The following is a 25,223-nucleotide window of genomic DNA, read 5'->3' on the forward strand; positions in this document are numbered from 1 at the left end:
GCCCCTGTTAGGCTTTATCTGGCGGCTTATGAGATACCTGCTCGCCCTGTTTCTGTTCCTTGTTCCGGCTGCGGCTCAGGCCAAATGCGTCGTGCTGCTGCACGGTCTTGCACGGACCGAGGCGTCTTTCACGGTCATGGAGCAGTTGTTTAAAGCACACGGCTATACCGTGGTGCGCCCGGGGTATCCGTCGACCGACCTGCCCATTCCCGATCTTGCCGACCAGACGCTACCAGATGCGTTTGCCGCCTGTGGTGACGACACGATCAATGTTGTGGCGCATTCCATGGGCGGTATCCTGTTGCGCTATTGGCTGCAGGACAATCACCCGGACAATCTGGGCCGCGTCGTCATGCTTGGCCCGCCCAATCAGGGCAGCCAGCTTGTGGATGAGCTTGGCGCGTGGGAGGTGTTCGGCATGCTGAACGGTCCCGCCGGTCTGGCGCTCGGCACCGGCCCCGAGGGGATCCCGCGAAAGCTGCCGCCTGTTGATTTCGAACTGGGCGTGATTGCGGGCGAAAACTCCCTGAACCCGCTGTTTTCATCGATGATTGACGGCAAGGATGACGGCAAGGTCTCGATCGAGACCACCAAGGTCGAGGGGATGGCGGATCACATTGTTCTGCCCGTGACCCATACCTTCATGATGAACAATCCGCGTGTGATGGCGCAAGCACTGCATTTTATCGAGTTCGGCCAGTTTGACCCGCAGATCACCTGGCTGGACGGGGTGCTGGATGCGATTGACGAGATTTGCATCGGGCTGGATTGCTCGGAACCCGACTCGGAGCCCAGCGAATGACTGCGTTAGACCTAACGCTGACCGGCGCAGAGGTTCTGTTGCCGGAACATGGACTGACGCGCACCGATCTGGCGATTGCGGAGGGTCTGGTCAGCAACAGCGCGACAGGTCGCCGGATCGACTTGACCGGATATCTGGTTCTGCCGGGGATCGTGGATCTGCATGGCGACGGGTTCGAACGCCACATCGCGCCGCGCCGAGGTGCGATGAAACAGATGGATCAGGGCATCCTGTCGGTCGAGGCCGAACTGGCGGCCAACGGAATAACAACCGCCGTTCTGGCCCAGTTCTACAGTTGGGAAGGCGGGGTGCGCGGCCCGGACTTCGCCGCGCAAGTCTTCGGAGCCATTGCTTCGGTCGAAGAAAGCACCGTCACCGATCTGATCCCGCAATTGCGGTTCGAGACGCACATGCTGGACGACTACGATGGTCTGCCACAGCGCATTGCCGACTGGCAGGTGCCTTACGTGGTGTTCAACGATCACCTGCCGCACGACCGTCTGGCGCAGGGCCGCACGCCGCCCCGCCTGACCGGGCAGGCCCTGAAAGCCGGACGCAGCCCCGAGGCGCATCTGGAGATGTTGCAAACCATGCATGCCCGCAGGGACGAAGTTCCATCCGCGCTCACGGCACTTTGCGCCGACCTGAACCGGCTAGGCGTTCGGATGGGCAGTCATGACGACGCAACTTCTGAGACCCGCGCGTGGTGGCGGCAGGTCGGCGCGACGATCTCGGAATTCCCCGAAACACTCGAGGCCGCCGAGGCCGCTCGCGCCGCCGGGGATCACATCATCCTCGGCTCCCCCAACGTGGTGCGCGGCGGGTCGCACAAGGGCAATGCCAGCGCGCTGGACCTGATCACGATGGGGCTGTGCGATGCGCTGGCCTCGGACTACCACTATCCCAGCCCGCGCCGCGCCGCGCTGATGCTGGCCAAATCCGGCCTGCTGGATATGGCCGAAGCCTGGGCACTGGTTTCCTCTGGCCCCGCCCGCGTGCTGGGCCTGACGGACCGGGGCACGCTGACCGCAGGAAAACGCGCGGACCTGACCATTCTGGAGGCGCAGACCCACCGCGTGGCCGCCACCTTTGCGGCGGGGCGGGTCAGCTACATGGCCGGGGATATCGCGGCCCGGTTCGTCACCTGATCCGCGCTTCATCTGGCCAAAAATATCCCCGCCGGAGGCATCGCGCGTCAGCGCGATTTCTCAGCGCAAGATCCGGTTGAAGTGCCCCATCTTCCGGCCCGGCTTGACCTCGGCCTTGCCATACAGATGCAACGCCACATCCCGCTCGCGCGCCAGTTCGGGCACCCGATCCATGTCGTGACCAATCAGGTTCTCCATCACCACATCCGAATGCCGCTGCCCGTCACCCAAAGGCCAACCCGCCACAGAACGGATATGCTGTTCGAACTGGTCAACGGCGCAGCCATTCTGCGTCCAATGGCCCGAGTTATGCACCCGCGGCGCAATCTCGTTCACGATCAGACCGCCCGGCGTCACAAACAGCTCGACCCCCATGACCCCGACATAGTCCAGAGCGTTCAGGATGTTGGCGGCCAGTAGAACCGCATCGGTGCGCCGGGCCGGGGGCAGGCGTGCGGGAACGGTGGTGGTGCGCAGGATGCCCTCCCGGTGCACGTTCTCACCCGGATCGAAACAGGCGACCTGACCGTCCAGACCGCGCGCAGCGATGATCGAGACCTCGTGGCTGAAATCAACAAACCCCTCAAGGATCGAAGGCGCCCCGGCCATTTCCGCTAACGCGCTTTCCGCATCCTCGGGCGCGCGCAGCCGGGCCTGGCCCTTGCCGTCATAACCGAACCGGCGGGTTTTCAGAATGGCAGGCGTTCCGATCTCGTCAATCGCCGCACTCAGGCTGTCCAGATCGGTGATATCGGCGAAGGGGGCGGTGTGCAGGCCCAGACCCTGAAGAAAGGTCTTTTCGGTCAGCCGGTCCTGACTGACCCGCAGCGCCTCGCGCCCCGGTCGGATCGGACGGTGTGCCTCCAGCAGGTCCAGCGCCTGCGTTGGGATGTTTTCGAATTCATAGGTGATCACATCGACCGAGTCGGCAAAGGCCTTTAGCGCCTCGGCGTCCTCATAGGCGGCGGTCGTGATGCGGTCTGCCACCTGTCCGGCGGGTGGGTTTGCGCCGGGTTCAAAGATATGGGTCAGAAACCCCAGCCGCGCCGCTGCGACCGACAGCATCCGGCCCAGTTGACCACCGCCCAGAATTCCAATCGTTGCGCCGGGGGCGAGCATGTCTGTCATCGTCAGGTCTCCAACCGTTTCCCAATGGCGGTCAACGCCGTGTGTAACGCCTCATGCGCTTTGCCCGCGCGCAGGGTTTCCGTCATCTGCAGGCTCAGAGTGCCATCTTTTGCCAGCGCGTCGCGTTCCTGCGCCAGCAGCCCCGCTTTGCCCTTTTCCATGACGGAAAGAAAGCCCGCAACCAATTGGGTTGTATAAAATTCCGCCCCGTCCGCATCGCCGGTTTCCCCGGCCAGCCAGTCCGCGCCAGTGGCCAACAGATCCAGCAGGCCCGGCACCATGGCGCAAACCGCGAAATGGGCGTTCAGCGCCGCCTCATCCGCCACTTTGACCACGGGGTTTTCAGGTTCGAAAAGATAGGCCAGAAGGCGGTCATTGCCAAAGGCTGCCAAGGGGCAACCGCCCGCTTCCAAAAAGCCCAACGGAATGGTCTGCACAAAATCAGACGCAGGGGCGCAGAGCACCGCCAGTTGTGCCGCAGGCACTGCGGCCATGACCGATACGATCTGTTGATCCGCGCGGAAGGTGAGCGGCGTCAGGACCTCTTGCGCCAGATGCGGGCGCAGGCAGAGGAACACGATCTCTGACGCGTCGATCACGGCCTGAGGTGCACCGATGGTGACACCCAGTTTGGCTTTCAATCGCGCCGAGACCTGCGCGTTGCGCTCCGTCACCGAAATCTCATGGCCTTTGGCCGCCAGAAACCGCACCATCGGGGCCGCAATATGCCCGGTGCCGACAAAGCCGATACGGCTCATCCCTCGGGTTCTTCGGCGATAGAAGCGGACAGCGCGGCGCGCCACGCATCAAGCCGTGCGGCCAGAGCCTCATCCTGCAGAGCAAGAATTCCCGCAGCCATCAGGCCTGCATTGGCCCCTCCCGCGGCCCCGATAGCCATCGTGGCAACCGGGAACCCCTTGGGCATCTGCACAATCGAGTAGAGAGAGTCGACCCCTGACAAAGCCCGCGTCTGGATCGGCACCCCAACCACCGGAACGCGTGTTTTTGAAGCCATCATGCCCGGCAAATGCGCCGCCCCGCCTGCGCCTGCAATAATCACCTGCAGCCCACGGTCGACAGCGGTTTTGCCATAGTCCCACAACCGGTCCGGGGTGCGATGTGCCGAGACGATGCGTTTTTCGTAAGCAACGCCCAACTCGTCCAGAATATCAGCGGCCTCCTTCATCGTGGGCCAGTCCGACTGGCTGCCCATAATGATGCCTACTTTGATCTCACCCATCCGCACTGTCCCCGGCTTTTCAAAGAGCGCGAACTATAGCCAAATCCGCCTTCGTGGCAATGCGTCAGGCGATGATGTCGGGGGTCAGGCGATCTTCGATCAGGCGGATGATGTCTTTCAGCCTCAGTTTCTGCTTTTTCAGCCGTTTGATCGTCAACTGGTCCGAGGTTCCCTTGGCCTGCAGCGCCTCAATCGCCTCATCCAGATCGCGGTGCTGGCGTCGAAAAACCTCAAGCTCAACGCGCAGAACTTCATCTGTTTTCATGGAAAGATCGGTGGGCGCGTTCATGGGCGACTCGGTGGTTGTGGTGGTGCTTGCCACACAAGATAGTGTGTCCGGGTTTATCCCGCCAGACCTTGTGGACATCCCTGTATCTTCCCATATTCTATCATACGCGGTTGCCGGAACGGGGCCGCACCATACGTCGCTTTGACATAAAAGGACGAGACACCGTGTCAAAACTTACCTTGGGCTCATACCCGCATCTTTTGGGGTTCGAGCAACTGGAACGCCTTCTGGAACGGTCTGCAAAGGCCGGAAACGAAGGATATCCGCCCTATAATATCGAACAGACCTCGGACTTTTCGTACCGTATCACCCTGGCGGTGGCCGGGTTCGCGGAGGAGGATCTGTCGATCACCATCGAGGATCGCCAACTGGTGATCCGGGGCCGTCAACGTGACGACAGCGAGGGGCGCATATTCCTGCATCGTGGCATCGCCGCGCGTCAGTTTCAGCGCATGTTCGTGCTGGCCGACGGCGTCGAGGTCGGCGAGGCGATCATGGAGAACGGTCTGCTGCATGTGGACCTGACCCGCGCCGTGCCGGAAACCGTGGTGCAGACAATCAACATAAGAAAGGGGTAAGAGCTATGAATACACCGATTGAAATCAACACCGAAGGTGATCGGATCGTTTACGTGAAAACCGTCGAAGTGGCGGACCTGCCGCGCGATCTGCGCGATCAGGCGGGCGATCTGGATCAGCTTTATGCGGTGCACGATTCCGACGGGCAGCAGCTGGCGCTTGTGGCCGACCGCAAACTGGCCTTTGTGCTGGCCCGCGAACACGACCTGTCGCCGGTGGCCGTTCACTGAACGGCCCCCTCCACGCCGTTTTGGGGCGTGACATTTCCCGCAACACGCGCGACACATACGAACCGGCGGGACCTGCCGCTTGCACTGCATCAGGGATTTATCTGCATGAGCTGGTTCGATTTCGATTGGGTAGACGCATTTAGCGATCGCGCGTTCGGCGGCAACGGATGTGCCGTTGTCCATGGCGGGGCCCATCTGCCCGAAGACGTTTGCACCGCCTACGTCCGCGAAACCTCTCTGGTCGAATGTACGTTTACCGGGCCGTCCGATGTAGCGGATGTAAAAGTACGCTATTTCCTTGCCAGCCGCGAAATTCCATTTGCCGGGCATCCCACTATTGCAACTGTGGCCGCCATGCGCTCGCGGGGGCTTTTTTCGGGGGATGAACTGACGCTGGAAACCGGGGCCGGGATTGTGTCCATCCGCCTTGCGGGCGATGAGATCGAGATGACCCAGGTCGCGCCCGACTTCGGCGCGCATGTCCCTGCTGACCTTGTGGCCTCGGCGATCAGCTTGCCCGAGGACGCCATCATATCGCCACCGCAGATGGTCTCGACCGGGCTGACCTTTTGCATCACCGTTTTGAAGGATCATGAGGCCCTGCGCGCCGCCAAGCTGGCCGAAGGTCCGCTGCGCGAAGTGGCTGCTAGGGCAGGGTTTTCAGGCTCAGACATGGCCGAGCCGTTTCTGGTGACACTCAAGGGTGCGACGGAGATGGGCGACACATTCTCGCGCCTGCTGATGGCCCCGCCCAGCCCGCCCGAGGACCCGTTTACCGGGTCAGCAACCGGTGCGATGGCGGCCTATTTGTGGAAATACGGCCTGATGAGCAAAGACACATTCACTGCCGAACAAGGCCACGACATGGGCCGTCCGGGGCAGGCCACCGTGACGCGCGTTGGTCCGGTTGAGGCGATGACCGGGATCAAGGTCGCCGGACGCGGCCATGTTCTGATGCGGGGGCAGGTGGATTTGCCGGACAGGCCGCAATGACCGAGCCTGCGATTGCGATATTGCCCTATGGCCACCGGCTTGGGCCTGATCTGGCCAAGGTGCCTTTGGATGAATTGATCTGGCCCGAAGGCTTCCCCGAACGGCTGGAGGGGAAGACAATCGGAGACCTTGAGCCGACCGATCACCTGATCATGTATCCGAATTCAACCGTGCATCTGCGATGGCGCAGGGGCACCCGCGCGCAGATTTCGCTGATGATGGGCGAGCCTTCGGCGATCCATGCCAAACACGACCGGATGCTGCGCTTCACCTGGCGGCGCTTTTTCCGCGTGCTGACCTTTCACGATGTTCTGCTGCAAGGCATCCCAAATGCGGTGTTCCTGCCCTACGGCCCGACGATGGTGCCCAACTGGCGTGATCTGGACGTGACGAAAACCAAATCCTGCTCGCTGATCGCCTCGGCCAAGCGCGATCTTGTGGGGCATCAGTTACGCCATTCTTTGATCGACTGGGTGCGCGAAACCGGGGTGGACGTGGACATCATGGGCCGGGGCTACATGCCGTTCGACGAGAAATCGGACGGGCTTGCGCCCTATCGCTATTCAATCGTGATCGAGAATGTGCGCGAGCGGAATTATTTCTCTGAAAAGCTGACCGATGCGATCCTGTGCACGACCGTACCGATCTATTGGGGCTGCCCCAATATCGGCGATTTCATGGATACATCGGGGATGGTCCTGTGCGAAACGCAGGCCGATATCCAGCGCGCGGTCGATTCTATGTCGCCCGAGGATTACGCTGAACGCCTACCGCATCTGCAAGCCATTCAGCCCAAGGCCGCAGAGTTCGGTGATTTCGAGGGCCGCGCCGTGGCGGCGATCCGGGACGAGTTGTAATAAACCTTCGTCACAACGAAAAAGCCCCCGGCGGGACCGGAGGCTTTTCAGTGGGTTTTGACTTCGCTTACGACCCGGCGATCAGGCCCATGCTTTCCAGTTTCAGCAGCACTTGATGGGCGCAGTTGTCGACCTCGACATTCTCGGTCTCAACGCTGAGTTCGGGGTTCGTGGGAACGTCGTAAGGATCTGAAATCCCGGTGAATTCCTTGATCTTGCCCTCACGCGCCAGCTTGTACAGACCCTTGCGGTCGCGGCGTTCGCATTCTTCGATCGACGTTGCGACGTGGACTTCACAGAAGGCACCGAATTGTTCGATCTCTTCCCGTACCGCACGGCGGGTCGTCGCATAAGGCGCAATCGGCGCGCAGATGGCGATGCCGCCGTTCTTGGTGATCTCGGATGCCACGTACCCGATGCGGCGGATGTTCAGGTCGCGGTGCTCTTTCGAGAATCCCAGTTCGGATGACAGGTTCTTACGAACAATGTCACCATCCAGCAGAGTGACGGGACGGCCCCCCATCTCCATCAGCTTAACCATAAGCGCGTTGGCGATGGTGGATTTGCCCGAGCCAGAGAAACCAGTGAAGAACACGGTAAAGCCCTGCTGGCTGCGCGGGGGTTTGGTCTTGCGCAGCTCGGCCACAACTTCGGGAAAACTGAACCATTCGGGAATTTCCAGACCTTCGGCCAGACGGCGGCGCAGTTCAGTGCCAGAGATGTTCAGAATCGTGACGTTGTCCTTGTCGGCAATCTCGTCATTTGGCTCGTACTGGGCGCGTTCCTGCACATAAACCATGTGCTTGAAGTCGACCATTTCGACGCCAATTTCGTCCTGGAACTGACGGAACAGATCCTGCGCGTCGTAGGGGCCATAGAAATCCTCACCCGCCGAGTTTTTGCCCGGCCCGGCGTGATCGCGGCCCACGATGAAATGGGTGCAACCGTGATTGGCGCGGATCAGGCCGTGCCAGACTGCCTCGCGCGGGCCGGCCATACGCATCGCCAGGTTCAGCAGGCTCATCGAGGTGGTCGAGGCCGGATACTTGTCCAGCACCGCCTCATAGCAGCGCACGCGTGTGAAGTGATCGACATCGCCTGGTTTGGTCATTCCGACAACCGGGTGGATCAGCAGGTTGGCCTGCGCTTCCTTGGCGGCGCGGAAGGTCAGTTCTTGATGCGCGCGGTGCAACGGGTTGCGGGTCTGAAAGGCGACGATGCGACGCCAGCCCAGTTTGCGGAAATAGGCGCGCAGCTCGTTCGGAGTGTCGCGGCGGGCGCGGAAATCATAGTGAACCGGCTGCTGGATGCCGACCACCGGACCGCCCAGATAAACCTTGCCCGCAACGTTGTGCAGGTAGTTGACGGCAGGGTGGGCATCGTCATCCGCGCCAAACACCTTTTCGGCCTCGCGCGCCTTGTCCGGGGTCCAGCGGTCGGTGACGGTCATGGTGCCGAGGATCACGCCCTCTTGGTCGCGCAGGGCAATGTCCTGACCCAGTTCGATGCTATCCGCGAAATCTTCGCTGACATCCAGCGTGATCGGCATCGGCCATAGGGTGCCATCGGCCAGGCGCATGTTTTCGACGACGTTGTCGTAATCCGCCTCGCTTAGGAACCCTTTCAGGGGATTGAAGCCCCCGTTCATCAGCAGTTCCAGATCGCAAATCTGGCGCGGGCTCAGATCCCAGCTTGTCAGATCGGCGGCTTCGACCTTCAATTTCTGGGCCGAGTCATAAGACACGTAAAGTTCGGGGATCGGGGCCAGATTGCTTAACATCGTCATCGGAATACTCTTATCGCAGTGGTTTATGACCAGTGATTCTTGGGTGTTTGAGGGGCATTTGCCCCGACTGCCCAATGAAGTCCACAGCCATGCGGAAAACAAAGGAGGATATGCGTCGATTTTATCCGGATTGGAAGGATTTTCCGATTCAGTCAGGAAAACCCGACCAGGGTCCCGCAAAATGGCAACAATTCCGTCACTCAGAGGGTTTGTGTTCCTGCCTGTAAACGGAAGGATCAAAGTCAAACGCCCGAGAGACAGGCAAGGCCGGAACCGGGTGTTGAACACCGCGCAAGTCAAAGCGCTGCAGATCGCCCGATGGGATGGTCAGGCCCGCCGCTTTCAGTAGTGCGCCCGAGGCCAACAGTTCTACGCCCAGCGCCTTGGTTTCGCCTTCCAGACGGCTGGCGACGTTGACGGCGTCGCCGATGATCGTGCGGGGGGCGTGGCCTTCGGCACCGATCTCACCCAGAACCAGATCGCCCAGATGCAGGCCCATACCGATGCGTATTCTGGGGCTGCCTTCGGCTTCGAGTTTTTCGTTAAACCGTTCCAGAGCCTTGCTGATGTCGATGGCCGCTTCCAACCCGGCCCGGGCCGAGGCGGCGGCATCGGGCTGTTCGAACACGGCCAGCAGCCCGTCACCCATATATTTGTCGACAACCCCGCCATCTGCGGTGATTGCCGGAACGATGGCATCGAAAAAGCGGTTCAGCAGGAACACGATGTCGTACGGCAGCTGCCCCGTGGTGCGCGCCGTAAAGCCGCGCATATCCAGAAACAGGACGGCCAGCTTGCGTTCCTGCCCCTGACTGGCGTGACCCCGGTTGCGCCCACCATCCGGGCGATACACGCGATAGATCGAAATCGGGTCGGTTGGGCGGATTTGGCAGGCGAGCCGGGTTTGCGCCGAGGCTCCGACGGCGGCCAAGCTTCGGGCCTCGACCTCGCTGGGCGGGGGCAGGCTATCCGAGCCGTCTTCGATGATCACTCGACAAGTGGTGCAGCGCCCCTTGCCACCACAGAGCGCGATATGCGGGATGCCGTTGGCCTGCGAGATTTCGAGCAGGGTCATTCCCTTTTCCGCGACAACCTCGGGGCCGCGCGTATAGGTCACCCGGACAGAATGCCTGCGCCGCCACAGCTTGCGCCCGATATAAATGATCGCGGTCACGGCCAGCGCCGCGAGGAAGGCCGCCACCGCGTTGTCCTTGACGCTGAACATGGTCTGAAAGGCTTCGGGCGAGGGCCAATTATAATGCTCGATATACTGTTCGCGCAGAAACTCATCCGCGAAATCGGCCCAGATACGCCGCCCTTCGGTCAGCAGCCCCGCCAGCGCGAACGAAGGGATGAAGACCGCGACCCCGATCAGATAGGGCACGGCCTGTCGCCACCATCCTGTCAGGCGCAGCCACATGTGAAGTCCGATGCAGCCATGTACCCAGACCAGCAACAGTAGCAGGCTTTGCATCCAGATGGCCGAGTTGGGCCACATCAGCGCGATAATGTAACCCATCTCGTCATTGACGTCGAAAACCTCATGCGCGACGCGGGTTTGCACGATGTGAGAGATCAGTTGCAGCGGGATCAGAAGCCCCAGAATGATCTGCAGCGCCATGCTGACCGGCATGCGCAGGGTCCTGCGCTGGGCGATCGACGTCAGCGCCAGCCCCGCATGCAGAAGCAGCGCGACGTAGAGAAACACGGTCATGATATCATGGCGGGTGACGGCTTTGCGGCCGTCCTGCATGCCATGCAGGTAGTCGGTGTGAAACAGGCCCAAGCCGATGTTTATGAAGTGAAAAAAGGCAAAGGTGAACAGGACCAGACCGCTGCCGATCCTGAGCCGGGTCGACCAGCCACCACGCCAAAGAACGCTATTCAATCAGATCACCCGCATTCGCTTTGCTTATGCCCGAGTCTGATACGGGCGCGCGAACGGGTCAAGCTAGGGTTGAGAATAAGGCGGGGTCCATGTGGTTGCCGGGGCGTCGACATGGATCAGGGCAGCGGAGATGTTGAACAGCACGATATGGCTCAGGTCCGGGCGTGAGCGTGAACTGTACAGCACCCCGTCGGCCCCTTGGGAACGCGCTTCGTCCGAGAACTGCCATGTCGGGGAACAACCGGTATCGGCGTGAATATCCTGCCAGACAACTGACGCTTCGCTCTTTCCACGCAGGTCCACCAGCCGAGCCCCGGTGACACGCGCCCGCTGCAGAACCCGTGGCGGATCACCCGCTGAGACATAGCGTCGGATCGCAACCCCGGCCCCCTCGGCGCTGAGCGAGGCGTAAAGTGCGATTTGCCCTGCGGAATGAAAACGCCCCTCGGGCGCCTTTGCGGCGGCCAGAGGTGCGTCGATTTGTGAAAGGAACAGAATTCTCCAGACCGGGCCCGAGAAGTCCAGCACCTGTTACTCCTGCTCCGCCAGGAAGCGCTCTGCGTCCAACGCGGCCATACACCCCATGCCCGCGCTGGTGACGGCCTGACGGTAGACGTGGTCCGTCAGATCGCCTGCTGCAAAAACGCCCGGAATCGAGGTTTGGGTGGTTCCGGGCTTGGTCACGACATAGCCGCCCATGTGGGTTTCCAGCGTGTCCTTGACCAACTCGTTGGCAGGCGCGTGGCCGATGGCGACGAACACGCCTTTACACGGAATCTCGGTGATCTCGCCGGTTTTGACGTTCTTGACCCGGACCCCTTCGACCCCCAACGGGGCATCGGTGCCGATCACCTCGTCCAGCTCGTGGAACCACAGCGGTTCGATCTTTTCGTTCTTCATCAGACGGTCCTGCAGGATCTTCTCGGCCCGCAATTCGTCGCGACGGTGGATCAGAGTAACCTTGCTGGCGAAGTTGGTCAGGAACAGCGCTTCTTCCACCGCGGTGTTGCCGCCGCCGATCACCACGATTTCCTGCCCGCGATAGAAGAACCCGTCACAGGTGGCGCAGGCCGAGACGCCGAAGCCCTTGAATTTCTCTTCCGACGGCAGGCCCAGCCATTTTGCGCGGGCACCGGTGGCCAGAATGACGGCGTCGGCGGTGTACGTGGTGCCGCTGTCGCCCTTAGCGGTGAAGGGCCGCTGGCTCAGGTCCAAATCGCTGATGATGTCGCCGATCACCTCTGCTCCCATCGCCTTGGCGTGGTCCTGCATCCGGACCATCAGATCAGGGCCCTGAACTTCGGTGTCGCCGGGCCAGTTCTCGACCTCGGTGGTGGTGGTCAGCTGGCCGCCGGGTTCGATCCCCTGCACCAGAATGGGGTTTAGCATCGCGCGACTGGCATAAACGCCGGCCGTGTATCCTGCGGGCCCCGATCCGATGATCAGAACCTTGGTGTGACGTGTCTCGGTCATGGTATCCCCGCTCGAACTGCCTGAACCGGGCCGTTTGCCCGTCGCACCGATATAGCGAGGGGCGGGCAGGGCTTAAAGCCCCCTCTTGCCCGGGAACCGCTATGCACCCAGGGCAGGGCAGCGCCGGACCAGAGAATTACAAGATCAACAATGTTGCGCAGATGCGAAACATTATTGCGCATGAGCGGGGTGCTGATATAACAACCGAAAAATCAGGAGCATTCGATGGTCACGACTCGGCTGGATGAAATCGACCGCAAGATTCTGGCGGAATTGCAGGCGGACGGTCGTATGACCAATGTCGAACTGGCCAAACGTGTCGGAATCTCGGCCCCGCCCTGCCTGCGGCGGGTACGCACGCTGGAAGAATCCGGCTACATCACGGGCTACCATGCCGATGTGAATGCCCGCGAACTGGGATTCGAGGTGCAAGTCTTTGTGATGGTCGGTCTGGACAGTCAGGCCGAATCAGAACTCAGCGCGTTCGAGGAACGCTGCCGCGACTGGCCACTGGTTCGCGAATGCCACATGCTGAACGGCGAGGTGGATTTCATGCTGAAATGCGTCGCACCGGACCTAAGCAGTTTTCAGCAGTTTCTGACCGGCGATCTGCTGACCACGCCGAACGTGGCCAGCGTCAAGACATCGCTTGTTATCCGAGGCGCAAAAGACGAGCCAGGCGTGCCGTTCGACGTTTTGGAAGAACGAATGAACCGGACGGCGTAAGCTGCGCGTTTCGTGTAGCCGGTGCGATTGGCGGCAACATGGCCGCAATCGCCAACGAAAGTATCCAACTTAGTAATATCTGCATAATGCCCCCACACTGCAGCAATCATTAACGTCTCAGGCCGATATCGCGTCCACCTCTCCGTCTCCGGCGCGCGGCATCAGCAGCGGGCCAAAATCGTTCAGCGATTCGATATGCGCGAACAGGTTCAGATAGATTGACCTTAGCGAATGGCTGATCATCCGGACCGCGTTCACACCTGGGTGATATGTTTCAAATTGTAAACCATCCACGCGAATAACGGAATGCCGTTTTAGGCAAATGTGAAACAATTCCACGGGCGTAGGTGGCATTGTCTCAATCACGCCCATCCCGTCCTGAAATTCGGAAACCGGTGTCAGAATCGGTTCACCGCCATTCAGGTGGCGCAGATGCGCAGGTGTGCTCAGAATGCGGGCCGACGGGCCGGCAATGACGCCTGACATCGGTTTTTGCATCCCGAATGTATCGGCCATGATCCGCGTCAGCGGGCGCGTGCGCCCCCGTGCGTCTTCGCGGCCGGGGATCAGAGTGACAGACCCCTTCCACACTACCGTTTCCGATGCGCCATCCTGCGTCAGAACCGTATCGCCGGGCATCAGATCCTCGATCGCCATCGGGCCCAGTTCGGTTTCTACCAGCGAGCCACGGGTAAAGGCGCAAAACGCGTCTTCGAACATGGGCAAAGCGGGCGCGATATGGCGGGTCTGTGCGACCTCGCCGTTCTTCAGCAACGTGCTGACTTCGTAGCGGCGCAGTTGCGCTTTTCTTTTGGTGGCCGGGCGCGGTGCGTTTTTCAGCAATGCCGTCGTTTCAACAGCGTTTCTGGCCGCGCGGGCCAATGAATTAGGAATAGTCATTAATATTCCTTCCCCTCTAAATGTCCGACCAGCCGAGAGAAATCCCCGTACACTCCCGCCTGACGGTTTGGTTCTTTGCCTTGAAATAAATGGACAACCTCAGGGTGCCGGTCTGTAATCCAGCACACAGCGAATAAATTCCGCATCCCATTGGTCAACACATTGACCCCCCAGACAAACTCGTACTCTGCGGGTGGCAAATTCCCGCAAACACGCTCCGAACACCTGTCGCGGTCAGGGCCGCGACCCGAAACGCATCAGACCGGAGCCGTACCCGATGCGCCTTAAACCCGTTGGGACCGGCAGCTGGCCCCTTGGGTATCCTGTTTCAGCGGCGCGCTGCCAAACGGCGCGCGACCCTGAGGGAGTTGCTTGAAACCCGCTTCCACGGCATTTCCAGCTTCTGGTCTCGAGCCGCCGCAACCACGGCGCTGAGAAACCGAGATTTTGTCTTCATTCTCTGATCCTGCTCTGCTTGGGGTCTGATGCCCCGTTTCCCTTGTGAACCTTGTGTGACGCCCGTTTGCGGCGCGGATAAGGCTGAACCGGGATCAATTGCGGATAAAAAATGAAGTTTGATATTTACCTTTTCCATGAAGGCCAGACATCAACGGTCTGTAAGTCAGATAACCACCTGAGGACTGGCACAAATTCCACACGATTCTTGAAACCGGTAAACACAATAAATGTGGCGGAAAGGTGGCGTATTTGCCTTAATTGTGGCGAAGTCTACAATCTGATGGCCGAGATCAGGCGGCCATAGTCGGCCTCTTTCGCGTGGGTCGCGCGGCGATAGGAATAGAAGCGGTCCGGGTCGGAATAGGTGCAATGCCGGGTCCATTCGACCTGATCCAGACCCGCCTGCCGCAGCCGGTGCAGGCCAAAGGCGGGCAGGTCGAACAGCAGCCTATCCCCCTGACCATTGGCGAAGAAACGAGTGTTATCCTGCGAATCGGCGGTGAAATCGTCCAGAAACTCGGGCCCGACCTCATAGGCGCGCTGCGATATCGTCGGGCCGATCACCGCGCGGGTGTTTTCGCGCGTGGCCCCCAACTCCTCCATCGCGTCCAGCGTGGATTCCAGTACGCCGCCTAGCGCGCCGCGCCAGCCTGCATGGGCGGCGCCGATCACTTTGGCGTTGGGGTCGGCGAACAGAACCGGCTGGCAGTCAGCGGTCAGGATGGATAACGCCAATCCGGGGGTCGCTGTGACGACAGCATCCGCCTTGGGCTTTGCGCCGTTCACCGGGCCATCGACCGTGATCACGGTCGGGGAATGCACCTGATGCACGCCGATCAGGGCGTCTGGTTCAACCTCCATCGCATCGGCCACGCGGCGGCGGTTCAGGGCCACGACCTCGGACAGGTCCGACGATCCGTGGCCGCAGTTCAGCCCCGAGAATATCCCGGACGAGGCACCGCCCCGTCGGCTGAAGAACCCGTGCCGAACAGGGGACAGCATGTCCGAGGTCAGAATTTCCAGTGTCATGGTTCCAGTCCCGGTGGTGGCGCAGAGTGAAGCGGATAGAGACCCAGTACTTTGAACAGGTTTCCCATTTCATCCGGGTGCGTCAACCGGCGATGTGCGGCAATCATGTTTTCCAGCTTCGAACCGCTTTCAGATTGGGCCAGCGCCTGCGCCCGGGCGGTGATGCCGAGCCGTTCCAGAAACACGCCCTGAGGCGTCAGCCGCGTATGGGCGCACCCCGCGGCCTGCGCCGCAATGGCCAAGGGCTCAAAATCCACATGCGCGGTCAGATCGGCCTGACCCGGTGCGTCCAGCGGATCGGTTCTTTCATGCGCCCTGAGCGCCTGCAGAGTGTCCCCCAGCGAATGCCAATCGCCGTAATCCACGATCAGTGCGGCCCCACCATGCCTCGCAATCCGTCCGGCGATTTCCGTCAAAATAGGAATCGCCCCGGCGCAGAGTTCGACCAAATCGCCGTCTTGTGCGTCCTCGAGCCGGTCGCTCAGCGCCGCTTGTGGCGCCTCCGGACCCAGCCCGAAGGTCAAAGAGCCGTCCGCTACTCCGATCAGACGTTCCCGCCAGCCTTGGCCGTCCCTTTGAAATTGACGGATGGGCAAGGCATCGAAGAACTCGTTCGCCACCAGAAACAGCGGCAGGTCCGGCAAGTCAGTCGCGCGGTTGATCCAGCGCGGTTCGTACTCTTTTAGCGTCTCGGCCTGCATGGTTTTCAACGCAGGCGAGGCCTCTAGCAGAACAACCTGCACCGCCGCGTTAAACCCCGGCACCCCGCGCGTGGCGCGCAGGGTATCGGCCATCAGGGTCCCGCGACCCGGTCCAAGCTCGGCCAGCGCCACTTGCGAAGGCTGCCCCTGATCGAGCCAGCTTTGCGCAAGGCTCAGGCCGATCAGTTCCCCGAACATCTGGCTGATTTCTGGTGCGGTGATGAAATCTCCACCCGCGCCCAGCGGGTCGCGCGTGCTGTAATATCCCAGGGTGGGGTGTAGCAGGCATTCGGCCATGTAGTCGGCCACGCTCATCGGGCCATCCTGACGGATGCGCGCAATCAGGTGATCGCGTAGGCTCATGCCGCCGAACGCGCGCGCAGCGCAAACCAAAGGCCGAGCGCGATCATCGGCAGGGACAAGAGCTGCCCCATCGTCAGGCCGTAGCCGCCCAGATGTAAAGCCAGCCCCAGCGGGTTGCCCTCGGACACGAATTGCGCGTCCGGCTGGCGGAAGAATTCGACAATAAAGCGCGAGGCTCCATAGCCTGCCAGAAACACGCCCATGACAAGACCCGGTTTGCGAAAAGCGCCGCGGCTATAGGCCAGCCAGATCAGCAACGCGCCGAGCAAAAGCCCCTCGAGCGCGGCTTCATAGAGTTGGGAGGGGTGGCGCGCGCACAGGCCAGCCACAACGCCGGGGCAATCCTGCGCTGCACCGCCGGGGAAGATCACCGCCCAGGGCAGTTCGCTGGGGCGGCCCCAAAGCTCGGCATTGGTGAAGTTCGCCAGACGGCCCAGCAGCAGGCCGGGGGGCACTGTGTAGCCAATCAGGTCGCCCAGCGACAAAGCCGGGATCTGATGGCGGCGGGCAAACAGAAAGGATGCGATCACGACGCCCAAAAGGCCTCCGTGAAAGGCCATCCCGCCCTGCCAGACCTTCAGGATGTCCGCCGGATGCGACAGGTAATAGGCGGGCTGATAAAAAAGCACAAAGCCCAGCCGTCCGCCCAGAATAACGCCGAGGATGATCCATGTGACCAGATCTTCAAGCTGATCGGCGCGCATCGGGGGTGTCTCATCGCGCCACAGGGCCGGGCGGCGCAGCGCCATCGCGGCCATCCGCCACGCGATCAAAATGCCCGCGATATAGGCCAGCGCGTACCACCTGAGCGCGAATTCGAACCCGAACAGCGAGATCGAGAACAATTCGGGTGACAGATCGGGGAAATTCAGAACAGCCTGCATGTGCGTCTCATTGCCCGGGGTTTGCAGGGCAAGTCAACCTTGAGCCCGGGCCATTCTTTACCCATATAGAGGACAACCGCGATTTCGGAGTTAAAGCCATGCAAACCCGCAACAAGATCCTCGACGATGTTTCCCAACTGATGACCAACGCCATGGGTGTGGCGCAGGGCGCGCGGGAAGAGGCCGAGAATGCGATGAAGTCGATGATCGACCGCTGGCTGGCCGACCGCGATTTCGTCACCCGCGAGGAATTCGATGCCGTCCGTGCGATGGCCCAGAAAGCGCGCGAGGAAAACGCGGCACTCGAAGCGCGCATTGCAGCGCTTGAGGCGAAACTGGACAAATAACGCCCTTTCCAAGGATTCGATGAGATCAAATCGCCGTGCAATCCGTGGTTGGATTGTGCGGCGACGTGAATCTTGCCGCCTTGCAGAATTTAATCAAGACAAAGCTGCACGGGACGCCAATATTTTGATCGGCGTTGCCATTCGTCCACAACTTATTGCTGTTATCCCCAATAATTAGGGTTGTCAGAACCAATCTTGCATCGCACCATATTTAGTACAAGCCTACGGGGGAAGCCCGGCTTGTAGAGCAGGCAACTAGCGCTGGGGCGCTGCCAGCCCCAAAATGCTAGAGAGTAGTGAGGTGGCATTATGGCCCTTTCCGAGCAGTTTCTAGAAGAAGACCTTCATCCAATCGATATTGTTGAACATCTGGCTGAACATCACGACTGGGATTTCGACCGCATCGGCGACGATCAGATCGCCATGGCGGTTGAAGGGCAGTGGCGGACATACTCCATCACTCTGGCCTGGTCCAATTATGACGAAACACTGCGCATGGTGTGCTCGTTCGAAATGGAACCGCCGAACGAGCGTGAATCCGAACTGTACGAATTGCTCAACAGAATGAACGACCAGTGCTGGGCGGGGGCCTTTACCTATTGGGCGAACCAGAAGCTGATGGTTTATCGCTACGGTCTGGTGCTTGCAGGCGGCCAGATGGCTAGCCCCGATCAGATCGACACGATGATCACCGCCGCCGTCATGAGCGCCGAGCGCTACTACCCGGCGATCCAACTGGTGACATGGGGCAACCGGACACCCGAAGACGCGATGCAAGTCGCCATTGCAGAGGCCTACGGCCGGGCGTAAAGCTTTGCCCCGAACCATTACGTCAGGGGAGGGGCAAACCAATGGACATGTCTCGCGTGGCCGAGCAGGGTCTGGTGCTTTTGGGGTGCGGAAAGATGGGGTCCGCAATGCTGGCGGGTTGGCTGGAACACGGCCTGCCCGCCGCTTCCGTTTGGGTGATTGATCCCTATCCCTCGGATTGGCTGAAAGCGCAGGGCGTCAATATCAACACACCTCTGCCAGAAGCGCCTGCTGTGGTGCTGGTGGCCGTCAAACCGCAGATGATGGGCGAGGCCTTGCCCGCCATTCAGGCGCTGGGCGGTGGCGGGAGCCTGTTCATTTCGGTGGCTGCGGGCACATCGATTGCCACTTTTGAGAAGGTTCTGGGTGCGGGTACACCCATCATCCGTGCGATGCCAAACACGCCTGCCGCGATACGTCAGGGGATCACCGCTGTGATCGGCAACGCCCGGTCTTCGGCAGATGATCTTGAGCTTGCCGAAAACCTTTTGTCAGCCATTGGCGAAACTGTGCGTTTGGATTCGGAAACACAAATGGATGCCGTTACCGGCCTCAGCGGGTCAGGTCCGGCCTATGTCTTTCACCTGATCGAAACGCTGGCCGCTGCCGGTCAGGCGCAGGGGCTGCCGCATGATCTGGCGATGAGGCTGGCCAAATCCACCGTGGCCGGGGCAGGGGCGCTGGCGATGGCGACCGAGGAAGACCCCTCGCAACTGCGCATTAACGTGACCTCGCCCAATGGCACCACGCAGGCCGCTTTGGAGGTGCTGATGCACGAGGAAGAGGGTTTTCCAGGCCTGCTGCACCGCGCGGTCAAAGCCGCAACCGACCGATCTAAGGAGCTGTCCCGTGAGTGAGATTACCTTTGACGAGTTCCTCAAGGTCGACATCCGCGTGGGCGAAGTCACCCGCGCCGAGCCCTACCCCGAGGCCCGTAAACCCGCGATCAAGATGTGGATCGACTTTGGCGATGAGATCGGCGAGCGCAAGACCTCAGCCCAGATCACCGCGCATTACGAACCGGCAACGCTGGTGGGAAAGCAGGTGATGGCGGTGGTGAATTTCCCGCCGCGCCAAATCGGCAAATTCATGTCCGAGGTGCTGGTGCTGGGCCTGCCGGATGAAAACAACGAAATCGTTTTGATCGGCCCGGATGGCAAAGTGCCAACCGGGGGAAGGATGCACTGATGAAGCTTCTGATCGCCCGCCCGATGACCGCCGCTGTCGAGACCCGCGCCAAGGCCGAGTTCGATGTCGAGTTCCGCAGCAATACTCTGCCAATGACGCCAGATGAAATGCGGCGCGCGTTGACCGAGTTCGATATTGTGGTGCCAACGCTGGGCGACTTGTTCTCGGCGCAGGTTTTTGCGGACGTACCGGAGCCCCGCTGCAAGCTGCTGGCCAATTTCGGCGTCGGGTACAACCATATCGACATGAACGCGGCCCGCGCCGCAGGCGTGGCCGTGACCAACACGCCGGGCGCCGTTACCGACGCCACCGCCGACATCGCCATGACCCTGCTGCTTTCCACCGCCCGCCGCACGGGCGAGGGCGAGCGGCTGGTTCGCAAGGGCGACTGGCAGGGCTGGCACCCGACGCAGATGCTGGGTCATCATGTAACCGGCAAGCGTGTCGGCATTGTTGGGATGGGACGCATCGGTCAGGCGATTGCACGACGGTGTCATTTTGGCTTCGGGATGTCGGTCGCCTATCATTCGCGCAACGCCAAGGATGTGGATTTCCCTGCCGAGTACGTCCCGGACTTGAACGCCCTGGCCGCAGCAGTGGATTTCCTTGTGATAGCGGTACCCGGAGGCGCAGAAACACAGCACCTGATCAACGCGCAGGTGCTGCAGGCCATGAATCCGACCGCCATTCTGATCAACATCGCACGCGGCGAAGTCGTGGACGAAGCCGCTCTGATTGCGGCTTTGCAGGCCAAACAAATCGCAGGTGCGGGTCTGGACGTCTATGAGTTCGAACCAAGCGTCCCCAAGACCCTGTGCGACATGGAAAACGTGACCTTGCTGCCGCATCTGGGCACCGCAACCGAAGAAGTACGCACCAGCATGGGGCACATGGCATTGGACAATGTGGCGGCCTTTATTGCGGGAACGGACCTGCCGAATCCGGTCTAGGCCCCCACAGCCTCGCGCCAGTGTTTGCGGCAGAGCGAGACATAGGTCTCGTTCCCGCCGATCTGGACCTGTTCGCCTTCGGTGATGGTGTTGCCGTTCTCGTCCTGACGAATCACCATCGTGGCCTTGCGCCCGCATTCGCAGATCGTGCGCACCTCGCGCATTTCATCGGACAGCGCCAGCAGGGCAGCGGAACCCGGAAACAGCTTGCCCTGAAAATCGACCCTCAAGCCATAAGCCAGAACGGGAACCTTCAGGTCATCTACCGCACGGGCCAGTTGCCAGACCTGATCCTCGGACAGAAACTGCGCCTCATCCACAAACACACAGGCAACGCGACCTTCGGCTATTCGCGTTTCGATCATCGAAAAAACGTCGTCATCGGGACGAAACGTATCCGCCTGCTCTGAAATCCCAATGCGCGAGGCGATCCGTCCGACACCCGCACGCTTATCCATGGCGGCGGTCATCAGATAGGTGTCCATGCCCCGCTCGCGATAGTTGTGCGAGGCCTGCAGCAACACGGTCGATTTGCCCGCGTTCATGGTGGAGTAGTTGAAATACAGCTTTGCCATGCGGCGGGTCTAGAACGCCGGGGACAAAGGAACAAGTCATCAATAGCTTGAGGGAAGCGACGTCGCCATTACAGCTGCGAAGACCGAGCACACGCTCTATGGGGATGGAGTCCCCGCGCTCGCAACAGCGACGCCGTCGGCCAACATGTGGCCTAAACGTTGTGAAGACTGAAATCCCGTCCCACTATCACTCGTTACCGGCAAGAACTGCCGCCACTCACTCACAAAATCCCCCGCATATCTGAGGGATAGTCAATTTATGGCATTTCAATTATGACTGGAGTATGGGAAATTTTCCTTCCCTTTCCCCTAAATCAAATGCGTGGGAAAGGGCGCGCGGGTAACAAAGGTAAAACGATGGCAGATATTGGGGCTTATCTGAAAAAACACACGGAATCCTTGGTGAAGGATGTCGGGATCGAGGCCGCGTGCGAGATCACGGGCAAGTCAAAGGCCACGTTGGGCCGGTATTATTCCGACAATGCCGAACATGCCGACCGGTTCATGCCCGTGGACGCGGTTGCCCGGCTTGAAAACGCGGCGAATTATCCGCATGTGACTTCGGCCCTGGCGGACCTGAAAAACATCACCTTGTCCTACGATGGCCGCAACACCGAAGCGCCCCGGACCGGAGGGGTGAACTCGGACGTTATCGCGCTGAGTCAGAGGTTTGCCATGCTGATGACCGAATATCAGGCCGCCATCGAGGACGGGATCATCACGGTGAACGAGGCCAAACGGCTGCTGAAGGAAACCAGCCTGCTGCAGCAGGTGCTGATCGAGATGAAGCTGCATCTGGAAGAAGAAAGCGTCAGCCAGCCCTGATTGTGGCGTTGGCAGAAGGGCAACCACTGACGGTGGTTCGGCAGTAAAGTTCTGCCTCAATTATGTCACTTCGGTCTCATAGACAGGCCTGCGAGCAATATCGCCAAGGCAGGATGACATGCAGAATGTCCCGTACAGACTCGTGACGGACAAAACCACGTGCAGGCTTTTCGTGGTCGCCTTTGTGGTGCTTGCCGGTCTGATGACGCTCGGCGGGTACGTTCAGGGCCCAGATGATATCATGCGCTGGGTCGCGGTGTCCGATCTGCTGGACGGGCAGGGTTGGTTCGATCCCTATCAGCATCGGCTGGGACCGGACGGTGGCACATTGATGCACTGGTCCCGCCTGATCGATGCGCCCATCGCTGGGATTTACGTGCTGAGCAGCGCGGTTTTGTCGCCCGAGGCTGCCTATCAGTTCACGGCCTTCCTGTGGCCAACATTGTTGGCCGGGTTGCTTTTGTGGGTTTTCGCGATCATCGGCGGCGCTCTAGGGGGCCGCGAGGGGGCCGTGTCCGCTCTGGTCATGGCTGTGATTGCGATCAACAGTTCGGGCAAATTCGATCAGTATTCCTTTGATCACCACGGGTTGCAGGTCTTGCTGTTTGTATCTGCGGTGATGTTTTTCACTCTCCGCAAGGATATCCGACACGCGGGCCTTGGGCTGGGCGTGTGTCTGGCATTGTCCCTGTCCATCGGCACGGAATCGCTGGCGCAAATCGGGCTGATCGGCCTGTTCGTTGGGGTTGATTGGATCTTGTCCGGCGAAACCAGCCGTCGCCGTACAATGGAATTCGGGGCCGCGATGGCCGGGACGCTGTTGGCGGCGGCGGTGGCGACAACAGCGCGCGAGAGTTTCTTTTTTCCTGGCTGCGATTCCTTGACACTCAGCGTAGCCTTGCCAGCAGGCGCGGCGGCGCTTGGGCTTTTGGGGGCTGCGGTCTTTGCTTCTGGCTGGTCGGTTTGGGCCCGGTTCTGGTGCTTTGCGGCGGTTGGCGCGCTTGCCGTGGGCTTGGCATACAGCGTCGCGCCCTATTGTCTTGAGAACCCGATCAACCAGATGTCGCCAGACATGCGCACCTTTTGGCTGAGCCAGGTGACCGAGGCCCAGAATGTCAGCGTCTTCATCCAGCGACATGCAGGGGAAACCGTTGCGCTGATCGCGATCTCTGTCTTCTCGATGATCGCTGCGGGGGTTTTTGCCTATGGGTCGGACAGAAAGTTGGAGTATCTCTTGCTGCTCGGCCTGATCGCCATCGCGTTTGTTCTGTTCCTGTACCAGTCCCGTATGATGACCTTTCTGGCCCTGTCGATGGTGGCCGTGCAGGCGCAGGTGTTGCGGGTGATCTACCAGAGATACCGGGCCAGTGGTCAAAGGCTGTTCGGCATCCTGCTGGTTGCGTTTGTCGTTCTGATGTCTCCGAAAACCGGGGCAAGCCTTGAAAAGCACTTTACCGCGCGAGCGGAAACCGTGCCGGAGACCGGCGCGGCACAGACCAGCGCGTATGCTTGCACCACAGTTCAGGCCACTCGCCCGTTGGGCGATCTGGAGCCCGGCCTGATCCTCGCCGATTTCGACTATGCCTCGTACATCCTGCGCGACACGGATCACTCGGTTCTGGGCGGGAATTACCATCGGAATGAGGCCGGAAACCTCGCGCAGATTGATCTGTTCCGGTCCGAATCTCGCGACACTGGCCCGCGCCTTGCCGAGTTGGGCATCGACTACATTCTGGTCTGCGAGGCCAATGCGCGGACAGAATACTGGTCGTCGGTGTCCGAAGGTGACGGGTTTCTGGCGGGGCTGCTAAGCGGCGATCTGCCGGACAATGTGACCGAACTGCCCCGCGCCGAAGGGGCCGTGTTTCGCATCTACGCCGTAAACGGCTAACCGCGCCGTTTCACAATCACCGACCCGACCGAATAGCCCGCTCCGAACGAACAGATCAGACCGATATCGCCATCGCTCAGATCATCCGAATATTGCGAAAAGGCAATGATGGACCCGGCGGACGAGGTGTTGGCGTAGTCCTGCAGAATGTTGGGCTGTTCGCCGCCTTCGGGCTCGCGGCCCAGAACCTTCTTGCCGATGAAATCGTTCATCGTTTTGTTGGCCTGATGCAGCCACAGGCGTTTCAGGTCGGTGTTGGCGACGCCCTCGGCCTGCATGTGATCGCTGATGTGTTTGCTGACCATGGGTAGCACTTCCTTGAACACCTTGCGCCCGTTCTGCATGAACTGCATGTCGCGCCTGTCGATCACCCCGTCGGGGCGCGAGCGGCGTAGGAAGCCGTTGTTATTGCGGATATTGTTGGAAAACGCGGTGGCGCAGCGGGTCGAGAGGACCTCGAAATGCGGGCCAGTTGCGTCTTCGATCCGTTCGATCAGCGTGGCTGTGGCCACATCGCCAAAGATGAAATGACAATCCCGGTCGCGCCATTCCAGATGGCCCGAACAAATCTCGGGGTTCACCACCAGCGCCGCCCGGACTGAACCGGACCGCACCATATCCGCCGCCGCCTGAATGCCGAAGGTGGCCGAGGAACAGGCAACATTCATGTCGAACCCGAACCCGCCGATCCCCAGCGCCTGCTGAATCTCGATGGCAATCGCCGGATATGCGCGCTCATGGTTCGACGCCGCGCAAATCACCAGATCGACGTCGTCGGCCTTGCGCCCCGCCTGCGTCAGCGCCTTGTTGCAGGCATCCACCGCCATTTCGGTCATGATCCCGGGCTCATCATCACTGCGTTGGCGCAGTAACGGGTGCATGACATCCGGGTCCAGCACGCCGGATTTGTCCATTACATACCGGTTCTGAATGCCCGAGGCTTTGAGGATGAACTCCTCTGACGAATGCTGCATCGGTTCCATCTGCCCCGCCGCAATCGCATCGGCGTTCCGCGCGTTCTGCTTGTCGGCATAGGCGTTGAAGGCCTCAACAAGCTCGGCGTTGGTGATGACGTTCTCGGGCGTGAAAACACCGGTTCCGGTGATGGCGGGCGTGTACATGGCGGGTCCTGACTCGCTTGGATTCGCTCAAAATGCAGCCTT

The 25,223-nt window shown here is 60.5% G+C and carries 28 protein-coding genes; 14 read left to right on the top strand and 14 right to left on the bottom strand.

Going from position 1 to position 25,223, the window contains the following annotated elements:
- The first annotated feature begins 28 nt into the window (after positions 1 to 28).
- A complete protein-coding gene (locus ACR0JN_RS00440) occupies positions 29 to 802 on the top strand; it encodes an alpha/beta fold hydrolase (protein ID WP_480883390.1) in 774 nt (257 codons plus the stop codon).
- Positions 799 to 1,950: an alpha-D-ribose 1-methylphosphonate 5-triphosphate diphosphatase gene (locus ACR0JN_RS00445; protein WP_480883391.1), complete on the top strand. Its 1,152-nt coding sequence runs from the start codon at positions 799 to 801 to the stop codon at positions 1,948 to 1,950. Before ACR0JN_RS00440 ends, ACR0JN_RS00445 begins: the two co-directional genes overlap by 4 nt.
- A 60-nt stretch (positions 1,951 to 2,010) precedes the next feature.
- On the opposite strand, the gene ACR0JN_RS00450 is transcribed toward ACR0JN_RS00445, so the two are convergent.
- From ACR0JN_RS00450 to ACR0JN_RS00465, 4 genes are all read right to left on the bottom strand, one after another.
- Positions 2,011 to 3,078: a 5-(carboxyamino)imidazole ribonucleotide synthase gene (locus ACR0JN_RS00450; RefSeq protein ID WP_480883393.1), complete on the bottom strand. Its 1,068-nt coding sequence runs from the start codon at positions 3,076 to 3,078 to the stop codon at positions 2,011 to 2,013.
- A 2-nt stretch (positions 3,079 to 3,080) separates the two neighbouring features.
- A complete protein-coding gene (locus ACR0JN_RS00455) occupies positions 3,081 to 3,836 on the bottom strand; it encodes an NAD(P)-binding domain-containing protein (protein WP_480883395.1) in 756 nt (251 codons plus the stop codon).
- Complete coding sequence (purE, locus tag ACR0JN_RS00460; protein ID WP_480883396.1) at positions 3,833 to 4,318, bottom strand: 5-(carboxyamino)imidazole ribonucleotide mutase; 486 nt, start codon at positions 4,316 to 4,318, stop codon at positions 3,833 to 3,835. Before purE ends, ACR0JN_RS00455 begins: the two co-directional genes overlap by 4 nt.
- Before the next feature lie 64 nt (positions 4,319 to 4,382).
- A complete protein-coding gene (locus ACR0JN_RS00465) occupies positions 4,383 to 4,607 on the bottom strand; it encodes a YdcH family protein (protein ID WP_010441787.1) in 225 nt (74 codons plus the stop codon).
- A 164-nt stretch (positions 4,608 to 4,771) separates the two neighbouring features.
- Between ACR0JN_RS00465 and ACR0JN_RS00470 the strand changes: the two genes are divergently transcribed.
- The 4 genes from ACR0JN_RS00470 (at position 4,772) to ACR0JN_RS00485 (ending at position 7,265) form a co-directional block, all read left to right on the top strand.
- The gene (locus ACR0JN_RS00470) at positions 4,772 to 5,185 is read left to right on the top strand and encodes an Hsp20 family protein (protein ID WP_058275530.1); all 414 of its coding nucleotides are present in this window, start codon (positions 4,772 to 4,774) and stop codon (positions 5,183 to 5,185) included.
- A 5-nt stretch (positions 5,186 to 5,190) separates the two neighbouring features.
- Complete coding sequence (locus ACR0JN_RS00475) at positions 5,191 to 5,415, top strand: DUF1150 family protein (RefSeq protein ID WP_480816746.1); 225 nt, start codon at positions 5,191 to 5,193, stop codon at positions 5,413 to 5,415.
- A gap of 105 nt (positions 5,416 to 5,520) precedes the next feature.
- Complete coding sequence (locus ACR0JN_RS00480; RefSeq protein ID WP_480883398.1) at positions 5,521 to 6,408, top strand: PhzF family phenazine biosynthesis protein; 888 nt, start codon at positions 5,521 to 5,523, stop codon at positions 6,406 to 6,408.
- Positions 6,405 to 7,265 carry a hypothetical protein gene (locus tag ACR0JN_RS00485; RefSeq protein WP_480883400.1) on the top strand — a complete coding sequence of 287 codons (861 nt, stop codon included), beginning with the start codon at positions 6,405 to 6,407 and terminating at the stop codon, positions 7,263 to 7,265. The genes ACR0JN_RS00480 and ACR0JN_RS00485 overlap by 4 nt, the downstream gene beginning before the upstream one ends.
- 67 nt (positions 7,266 to 7,332) lie before the next feature.
- On the opposite strand, the gene ACR0JN_RS00490 is transcribed toward ACR0JN_RS00485, so the two are convergent.
- From ACR0JN_RS00490 to trxB, 4 genes are all read right to left on the bottom strand, one after another.
- The gene (locus tag ACR0JN_RS00490) at positions 7,333 to 9,051 is read right to left on the bottom strand and encodes a bifunctional sulfate adenylyltransferase/adenylylsulfate kinase (protein ID WP_480883402.1); all 1,719 of its coding nucleotides are present in this window, start codon (positions 9,049 to 9,051) and stop codon (positions 7,333 to 7,335) included.
- Positions 9,052 to 9,247: 196 nt separating this feature from the next.
- Complete coding sequence (locus ACR0JN_RS00495) at positions 9,248 to 10,939, bottom strand: adenylate/guanylate cyclase domain-containing protein (RefSeq protein WP_480883403.1); 1,692 nt, start codon at positions 10,937 to 10,939, stop codon at positions 9,248 to 9,250.
- A 63-nt stretch (positions 10,940 to 11,002) separates the two neighbouring features.
- Complete coding sequence (locus ACR0JN_RS00500; protein WP_480883404.1) at positions 11,003 to 11,467, bottom strand: RES family NAD+ phosphorylase; 465 nt, start codon at positions 11,465 to 11,467, stop codon at positions 11,003 to 11,005.
- Between the two features lie 3 nt (positions 11,468 to 11,470).
- Positions 11,471 to 12,412, bottom strand: coding sequence for a thioredoxin-disulfide reductase (gene trxB, locus ACR0JN_RS00505; RefSeq protein ID WP_480816740.1), 942 nt, complete (start codon positions 12,410 to 12,412; stop codon positions 11,471 to 11,473).
- A gap of 225 nt (positions 12,413 to 12,637) precedes the next feature.
- On the opposite strand from trxB, the gene ACR0JN_RS00510 reads away from it, so the two are divergent.
- Positions 12,638 to 13,138: an Lrp/AsnC family transcriptional regulator gene (locus ACR0JN_RS00510; RefSeq protein WP_480816739.1), complete on the top strand. Its 501-nt coding sequence runs from the start codon at positions 12,638 to 12,640 to the stop codon at positions 13,136 to 13,138.
- Positions 13,139 to 13,255: 117 nt separating this feature from the next.
- Here the strand turns inward: ACR0JN_RS00510 and ACR0JN_RS00515 are convergent, their stop codons facing one another.
- From ACR0JN_RS00515 to lgt, 4 genes are all read right to left on the bottom strand, one after another.
- Positions 13,256 to 14,038 carry a Hint domain-containing protein gene (locus tag ACR0JN_RS00515; protein WP_480816738.1) on the bottom strand — a complete coding sequence of 261 codons (783 nt, stop codon included), beginning with the start codon at positions 14,036 to 14,038 and terminating at the stop codon, positions 13,256 to 13,258.
- Between the two features lie 729 nt (positions 14,039 to 14,767).
- The gene (gene pgeF / locus ACR0JN_RS00520) at positions 14,768 to 15,526 is read right to left on the bottom strand and encodes a peptidoglycan editing factor PgeF (RefSeq protein WP_480883407.1); all 759 of its coding nucleotides are present in this window, start codon (positions 15,524 to 15,526) and stop codon (positions 14,768 to 14,770) included.
- Positions 15,523 to 16,590 carry a class I SAM-dependent methyltransferase gene (locus tag ACR0JN_RS00525; RefSeq protein ID WP_480883408.1) on the bottom strand — a complete coding sequence of 356 codons (1,068 nt, stop codon included), beginning with the start codon at positions 16,588 to 16,590 and terminating at the stop codon, positions 15,523 to 15,525. Before ACR0JN_RS00525 ends, pgeF begins: the two co-directional genes overlap by 4 nt.
- Positions 16,587 to 17,474, bottom strand: coding sequence for a prolipoprotein diacylglyceryl transferase (gene lgt / locus ACR0JN_RS00530; protein ID WP_480883410.1), 888 nt, complete (start codon positions 17,472 to 17,474; stop codon positions 16,587 to 16,589). Before lgt ends, ACR0JN_RS00525 begins: the two co-directional genes overlap by 4 nt.
- Positions 17,475 to 17,572: 98 nt before the next feature.
- On the opposite strand from lgt, the gene ACR0JN_RS00535 reads away from it, so the two are divergent.
- The 5 genes from ACR0JN_RS00535 (at position 17,573) to ACR0JN_RS00555 (ending at position 20,769) form a co-directional block, all read left to right on the top strand.
- The gene (locus ACR0JN_RS00535) at positions 17,573 to 17,821 is read left to right on the top strand and encodes an accessory factor UbiK family protein (RefSeq protein WP_050604795.1); all 249 of its coding nucleotides are present in this window, start codon (positions 17,573 to 17,575) and stop codon (positions 17,819 to 17,821) included.
- 309 nt (positions 17,822 to 18,130) lie between these two features.
- Positions 18,131 to 18,631: a type III secretion system chaperone family protein gene (locus tag ACR0JN_RS00540; RefSeq protein WP_480816733.1), complete on the top strand. Its 501-nt coding sequence runs from the start codon at positions 18,131 to 18,133 to the stop codon at positions 18,629 to 18,631.
- Between the two features lie 41 nt (positions 18,632 to 18,672).
- On the top strand, positions 18,673 to 19,488 hold the full coding sequence (gene proC, locus ACR0JN_RS00545; RefSeq protein WP_480883412.1) for a pyrroline-5-carboxylate reductase: 816 nt from the start codon (positions 18,673 to 18,675) through the stop codon (positions 19,486 to 19,488).
- The gene (locus ACR0JN_RS00550; protein WP_480883414.1) at positions 19,481 to 19,819 is read left to right on the top strand and encodes a tRNA-binding protein; all 339 of its coding nucleotides are present in this window, start codon (positions 19,481 to 19,483) and stop codon (positions 19,817 to 19,819) included. Before proC ends, ACR0JN_RS00550 begins: the two co-directional genes overlap by 8 nt.
- The gene (locus ACR0JN_RS00555; RefSeq protein WP_480883415.1) at positions 19,819 to 20,769 is read left to right on the top strand and encodes a 2-hydroxyacid dehydrogenase; all 951 of its coding nucleotides are present in this window, start codon (positions 19,819 to 19,821) and stop codon (positions 20,767 to 20,769) included. Before ACR0JN_RS00550 ends, ACR0JN_RS00555 begins: the two co-directional genes overlap by 1 nt.
- Here ACR0JN_RS00555 and ACR0JN_RS00560 read toward each other — a convergent pair.
- Positions 20,766 to 21,344 carry a thymidine kinase gene (locus ACR0JN_RS00560; protein WP_480883417.1) on the bottom strand — a complete coding sequence of 193 codons (579 nt, stop codon included), beginning with the start codon at positions 21,342 to 21,344 and terminating at the stop codon, positions 20,766 to 20,768. The two genes, ACR0JN_RS00555 and ACR0JN_RS00560, sit on opposite strands and share 4 nt — an antisense overlap.
- Positions 21,345 to 21,701: 357 nt before the next feature.
- Between ACR0JN_RS00560 and ACR0JN_RS00565 the strand changes: the two genes are divergently transcribed.
- Positions 21,702 to 22,169, top strand: coding sequence for a hypothetical protein (locus tag ACR0JN_RS00565; protein WP_480816728.1), 468 nt, complete (start codon positions 21,702 to 21,704; stop codon positions 22,167 to 22,169).
- Positions 22,170 to 22,287: 118 nt separating this feature from the next.
- Complete coding sequence (locus ACR0JN_RS00570) at positions 22,288 to 24,060, top strand: hypothetical protein (RefSeq protein WP_480883419.1); 1,773 nt, start codon at positions 22,288 to 22,290, stop codon at positions 24,058 to 24,060.
- Here ACR0JN_RS00570 and ACR0JN_RS00575 read toward each other — a convergent pair.
- The gene (locus tag ACR0JN_RS00575; RefSeq protein ID WP_480883421.1) at positions 24,057 to 25,181 is read right to left on the bottom strand and encodes a beta-ketoacyl-ACP synthase III; all 1,125 of its coding nucleotides are present in this window, start codon (positions 25,179 to 25,181) and stop codon (positions 24,057 to 24,059) included. The two genes, ACR0JN_RS00570 and ACR0JN_RS00575, sit on opposite strands and share 4 nt — an antisense overlap.
- Positions 25,182 to 25,223: the final 42 nt, after the last annotated feature.

Source organism: Ruegeria sp. G12, from assembly GCF_056533565.1.

Coding starts and splice junctions, on each gene's coding strand:
- proC (WP_480883412.1), top strand. CDS start 18,673: ATGGACATGTCTCGCGTGGCCGAGCAGGGTCTGGTGCTTTTGGGGTGC.
- lgt (WP_480883410.1), bottom strand. CDS start 17,474: ATGCAGGCTGTTCTGAATTTCCCCGATCTGTCACCCGAATTGTTCTCG.
- ACR0JN_RS00475 (WP_480816746.1), top strand. CDS start 5,191: ATGAATACACCGATTGAAATCAACACCGAAGGTGATCGGATCGTTTAC.
- pgeF (WP_480883407.1), bottom strand. CDS start 15,526: ATGACACTGGAAATTCTGACCTCGGACATGCTGTCCCCTGTTCGGCAC.
- ACR0JN_RS00465 (WP_010441787.1), bottom strand. CDS start 4,607: ATGAACGCGCCCACCGATCTTTCCATGAAAACAGATGAAGTTCTGCGC.
- ACR0JN_RS00555 (WP_480883415.1), top strand. CDS start 19,819: ATGAAGCTTCTGATCGCCCGCCCGATGACCGCCGCTGTCGAGACCCGC.
- ACR0JN_RS00440 (WP_480883390.1), top strand. CDS start 29: ATGAGATACCTGCTCGCCCTGTTTCTGTTCCTTGTTCCGGCTGCGGCT.
- ACR0JN_RS00455 (WP_480883395.1), bottom strand. CDS start 3,836: ATGAGCCGTATCGGCTTTGTCGGCACCGGGCATATTGCGGCCCCGATG.
- ACR0JN_RS00540 (WP_480816733.1), top strand. CDS start 18,131: ATGGCCCTTTCCGAGCAGTTTCTAGAAGAAGACCTTCATCCAATCGAT.
- ACR0JN_RS00565 (WP_480816728.1), top strand. CDS start 21,702: ATGGCAGATATTGGGGCTTATCTGAAAAAACACACGGAATCCTTGGTG.
- ACR0JN_RS00450 (WP_480883393.1), bottom strand. CDS start 3,078: ATGACAGACATGCTCGCCCCCGGCGCAACGATTGGAATTCTGGGCGGT.
- ACR0JN_RS00480 (WP_480883398.1), top strand. CDS start 5,521: ATGAGCTGGTTCGATTTCGATTGGGTAGACGCATTTAGCGATCGCGCG.
- ACR0JN_RS00445 (WP_480883391.1), top strand. CDS start 799: ATGACTGCGTTAGACCTAACGCTGACCGGCGCAGAGGTTCTGTTGCCG.
- ACR0JN_RS00490 (WP_480883402.1), bottom strand. CDS start 9,051: ATGACGATGTTAAGCAATCTGGCCCCGATCCCCGAACTTTACGTGTCT.
- ACR0JN_RS00510 (WP_480816739.1), top strand. CDS start 12,638: ATGGTCACGACTCGGCTGGATGAAATCGACCGCAAGATTCTGGCGGAA.
- ACR0JN_RS00485 (WP_480883400.1), top strand. CDS start 6,405: ATGACCGAGCCTGCGATTGCGATATTGCCCTATGGCCACCGGCTTGGG.
- ACR0JN_RS00560 (WP_480883417.1), bottom strand. CDS start 21,344: ATGGCAAAGCTGTATTTCAACTACTCCACCATGAACGCGGGCAAATCG.
- ACR0JN_RS00575 (WP_480883421.1), bottom strand. CDS start 25,181: ATGTACACGCCCGCCATCACCGGAACCGGTGTTTTCACGCCCGAGAAC.
- ACR0JN_RS00515 (WP_480816738.1), bottom strand. CDS start 14,038: ATGACTATTCCTAATTCATTGGCCCGCGCGGCCAGAAACGCTGTTGAA.
- ACR0JN_RS00570 (WP_480883419.1), top strand. CDS start 22,288: ATGCAGAATGTCCCGTACAGACTCGTGACGGACAAAACCACGTGCAGG.
- ACR0JN_RS00535 (WP_050604795.1), top strand. CDS start 17,573: ATGCAAACCCGCAACAAGATCCTCGACGATGTTTCCCAACTGATGACC.
- trxB (WP_480816740.1), bottom strand. CDS start 12,412: ATGACCGAGACACGTCACACCAAGGTTCTGATCATCGGATCGGGGCCC.
- purE (WP_480883396.1), bottom strand. CDS start 4,318: ATGGGTGAGATCAAAGTAGGCATCATTATGGGCAGCCAGTCGGACTGG.
- ACR0JN_RS00525 (WP_480883408.1), bottom strand. CDS start 16,590: ATGAGCCTACGCGATCACCTGATTGCGCGCATCCGTCAGGATGGCCCG.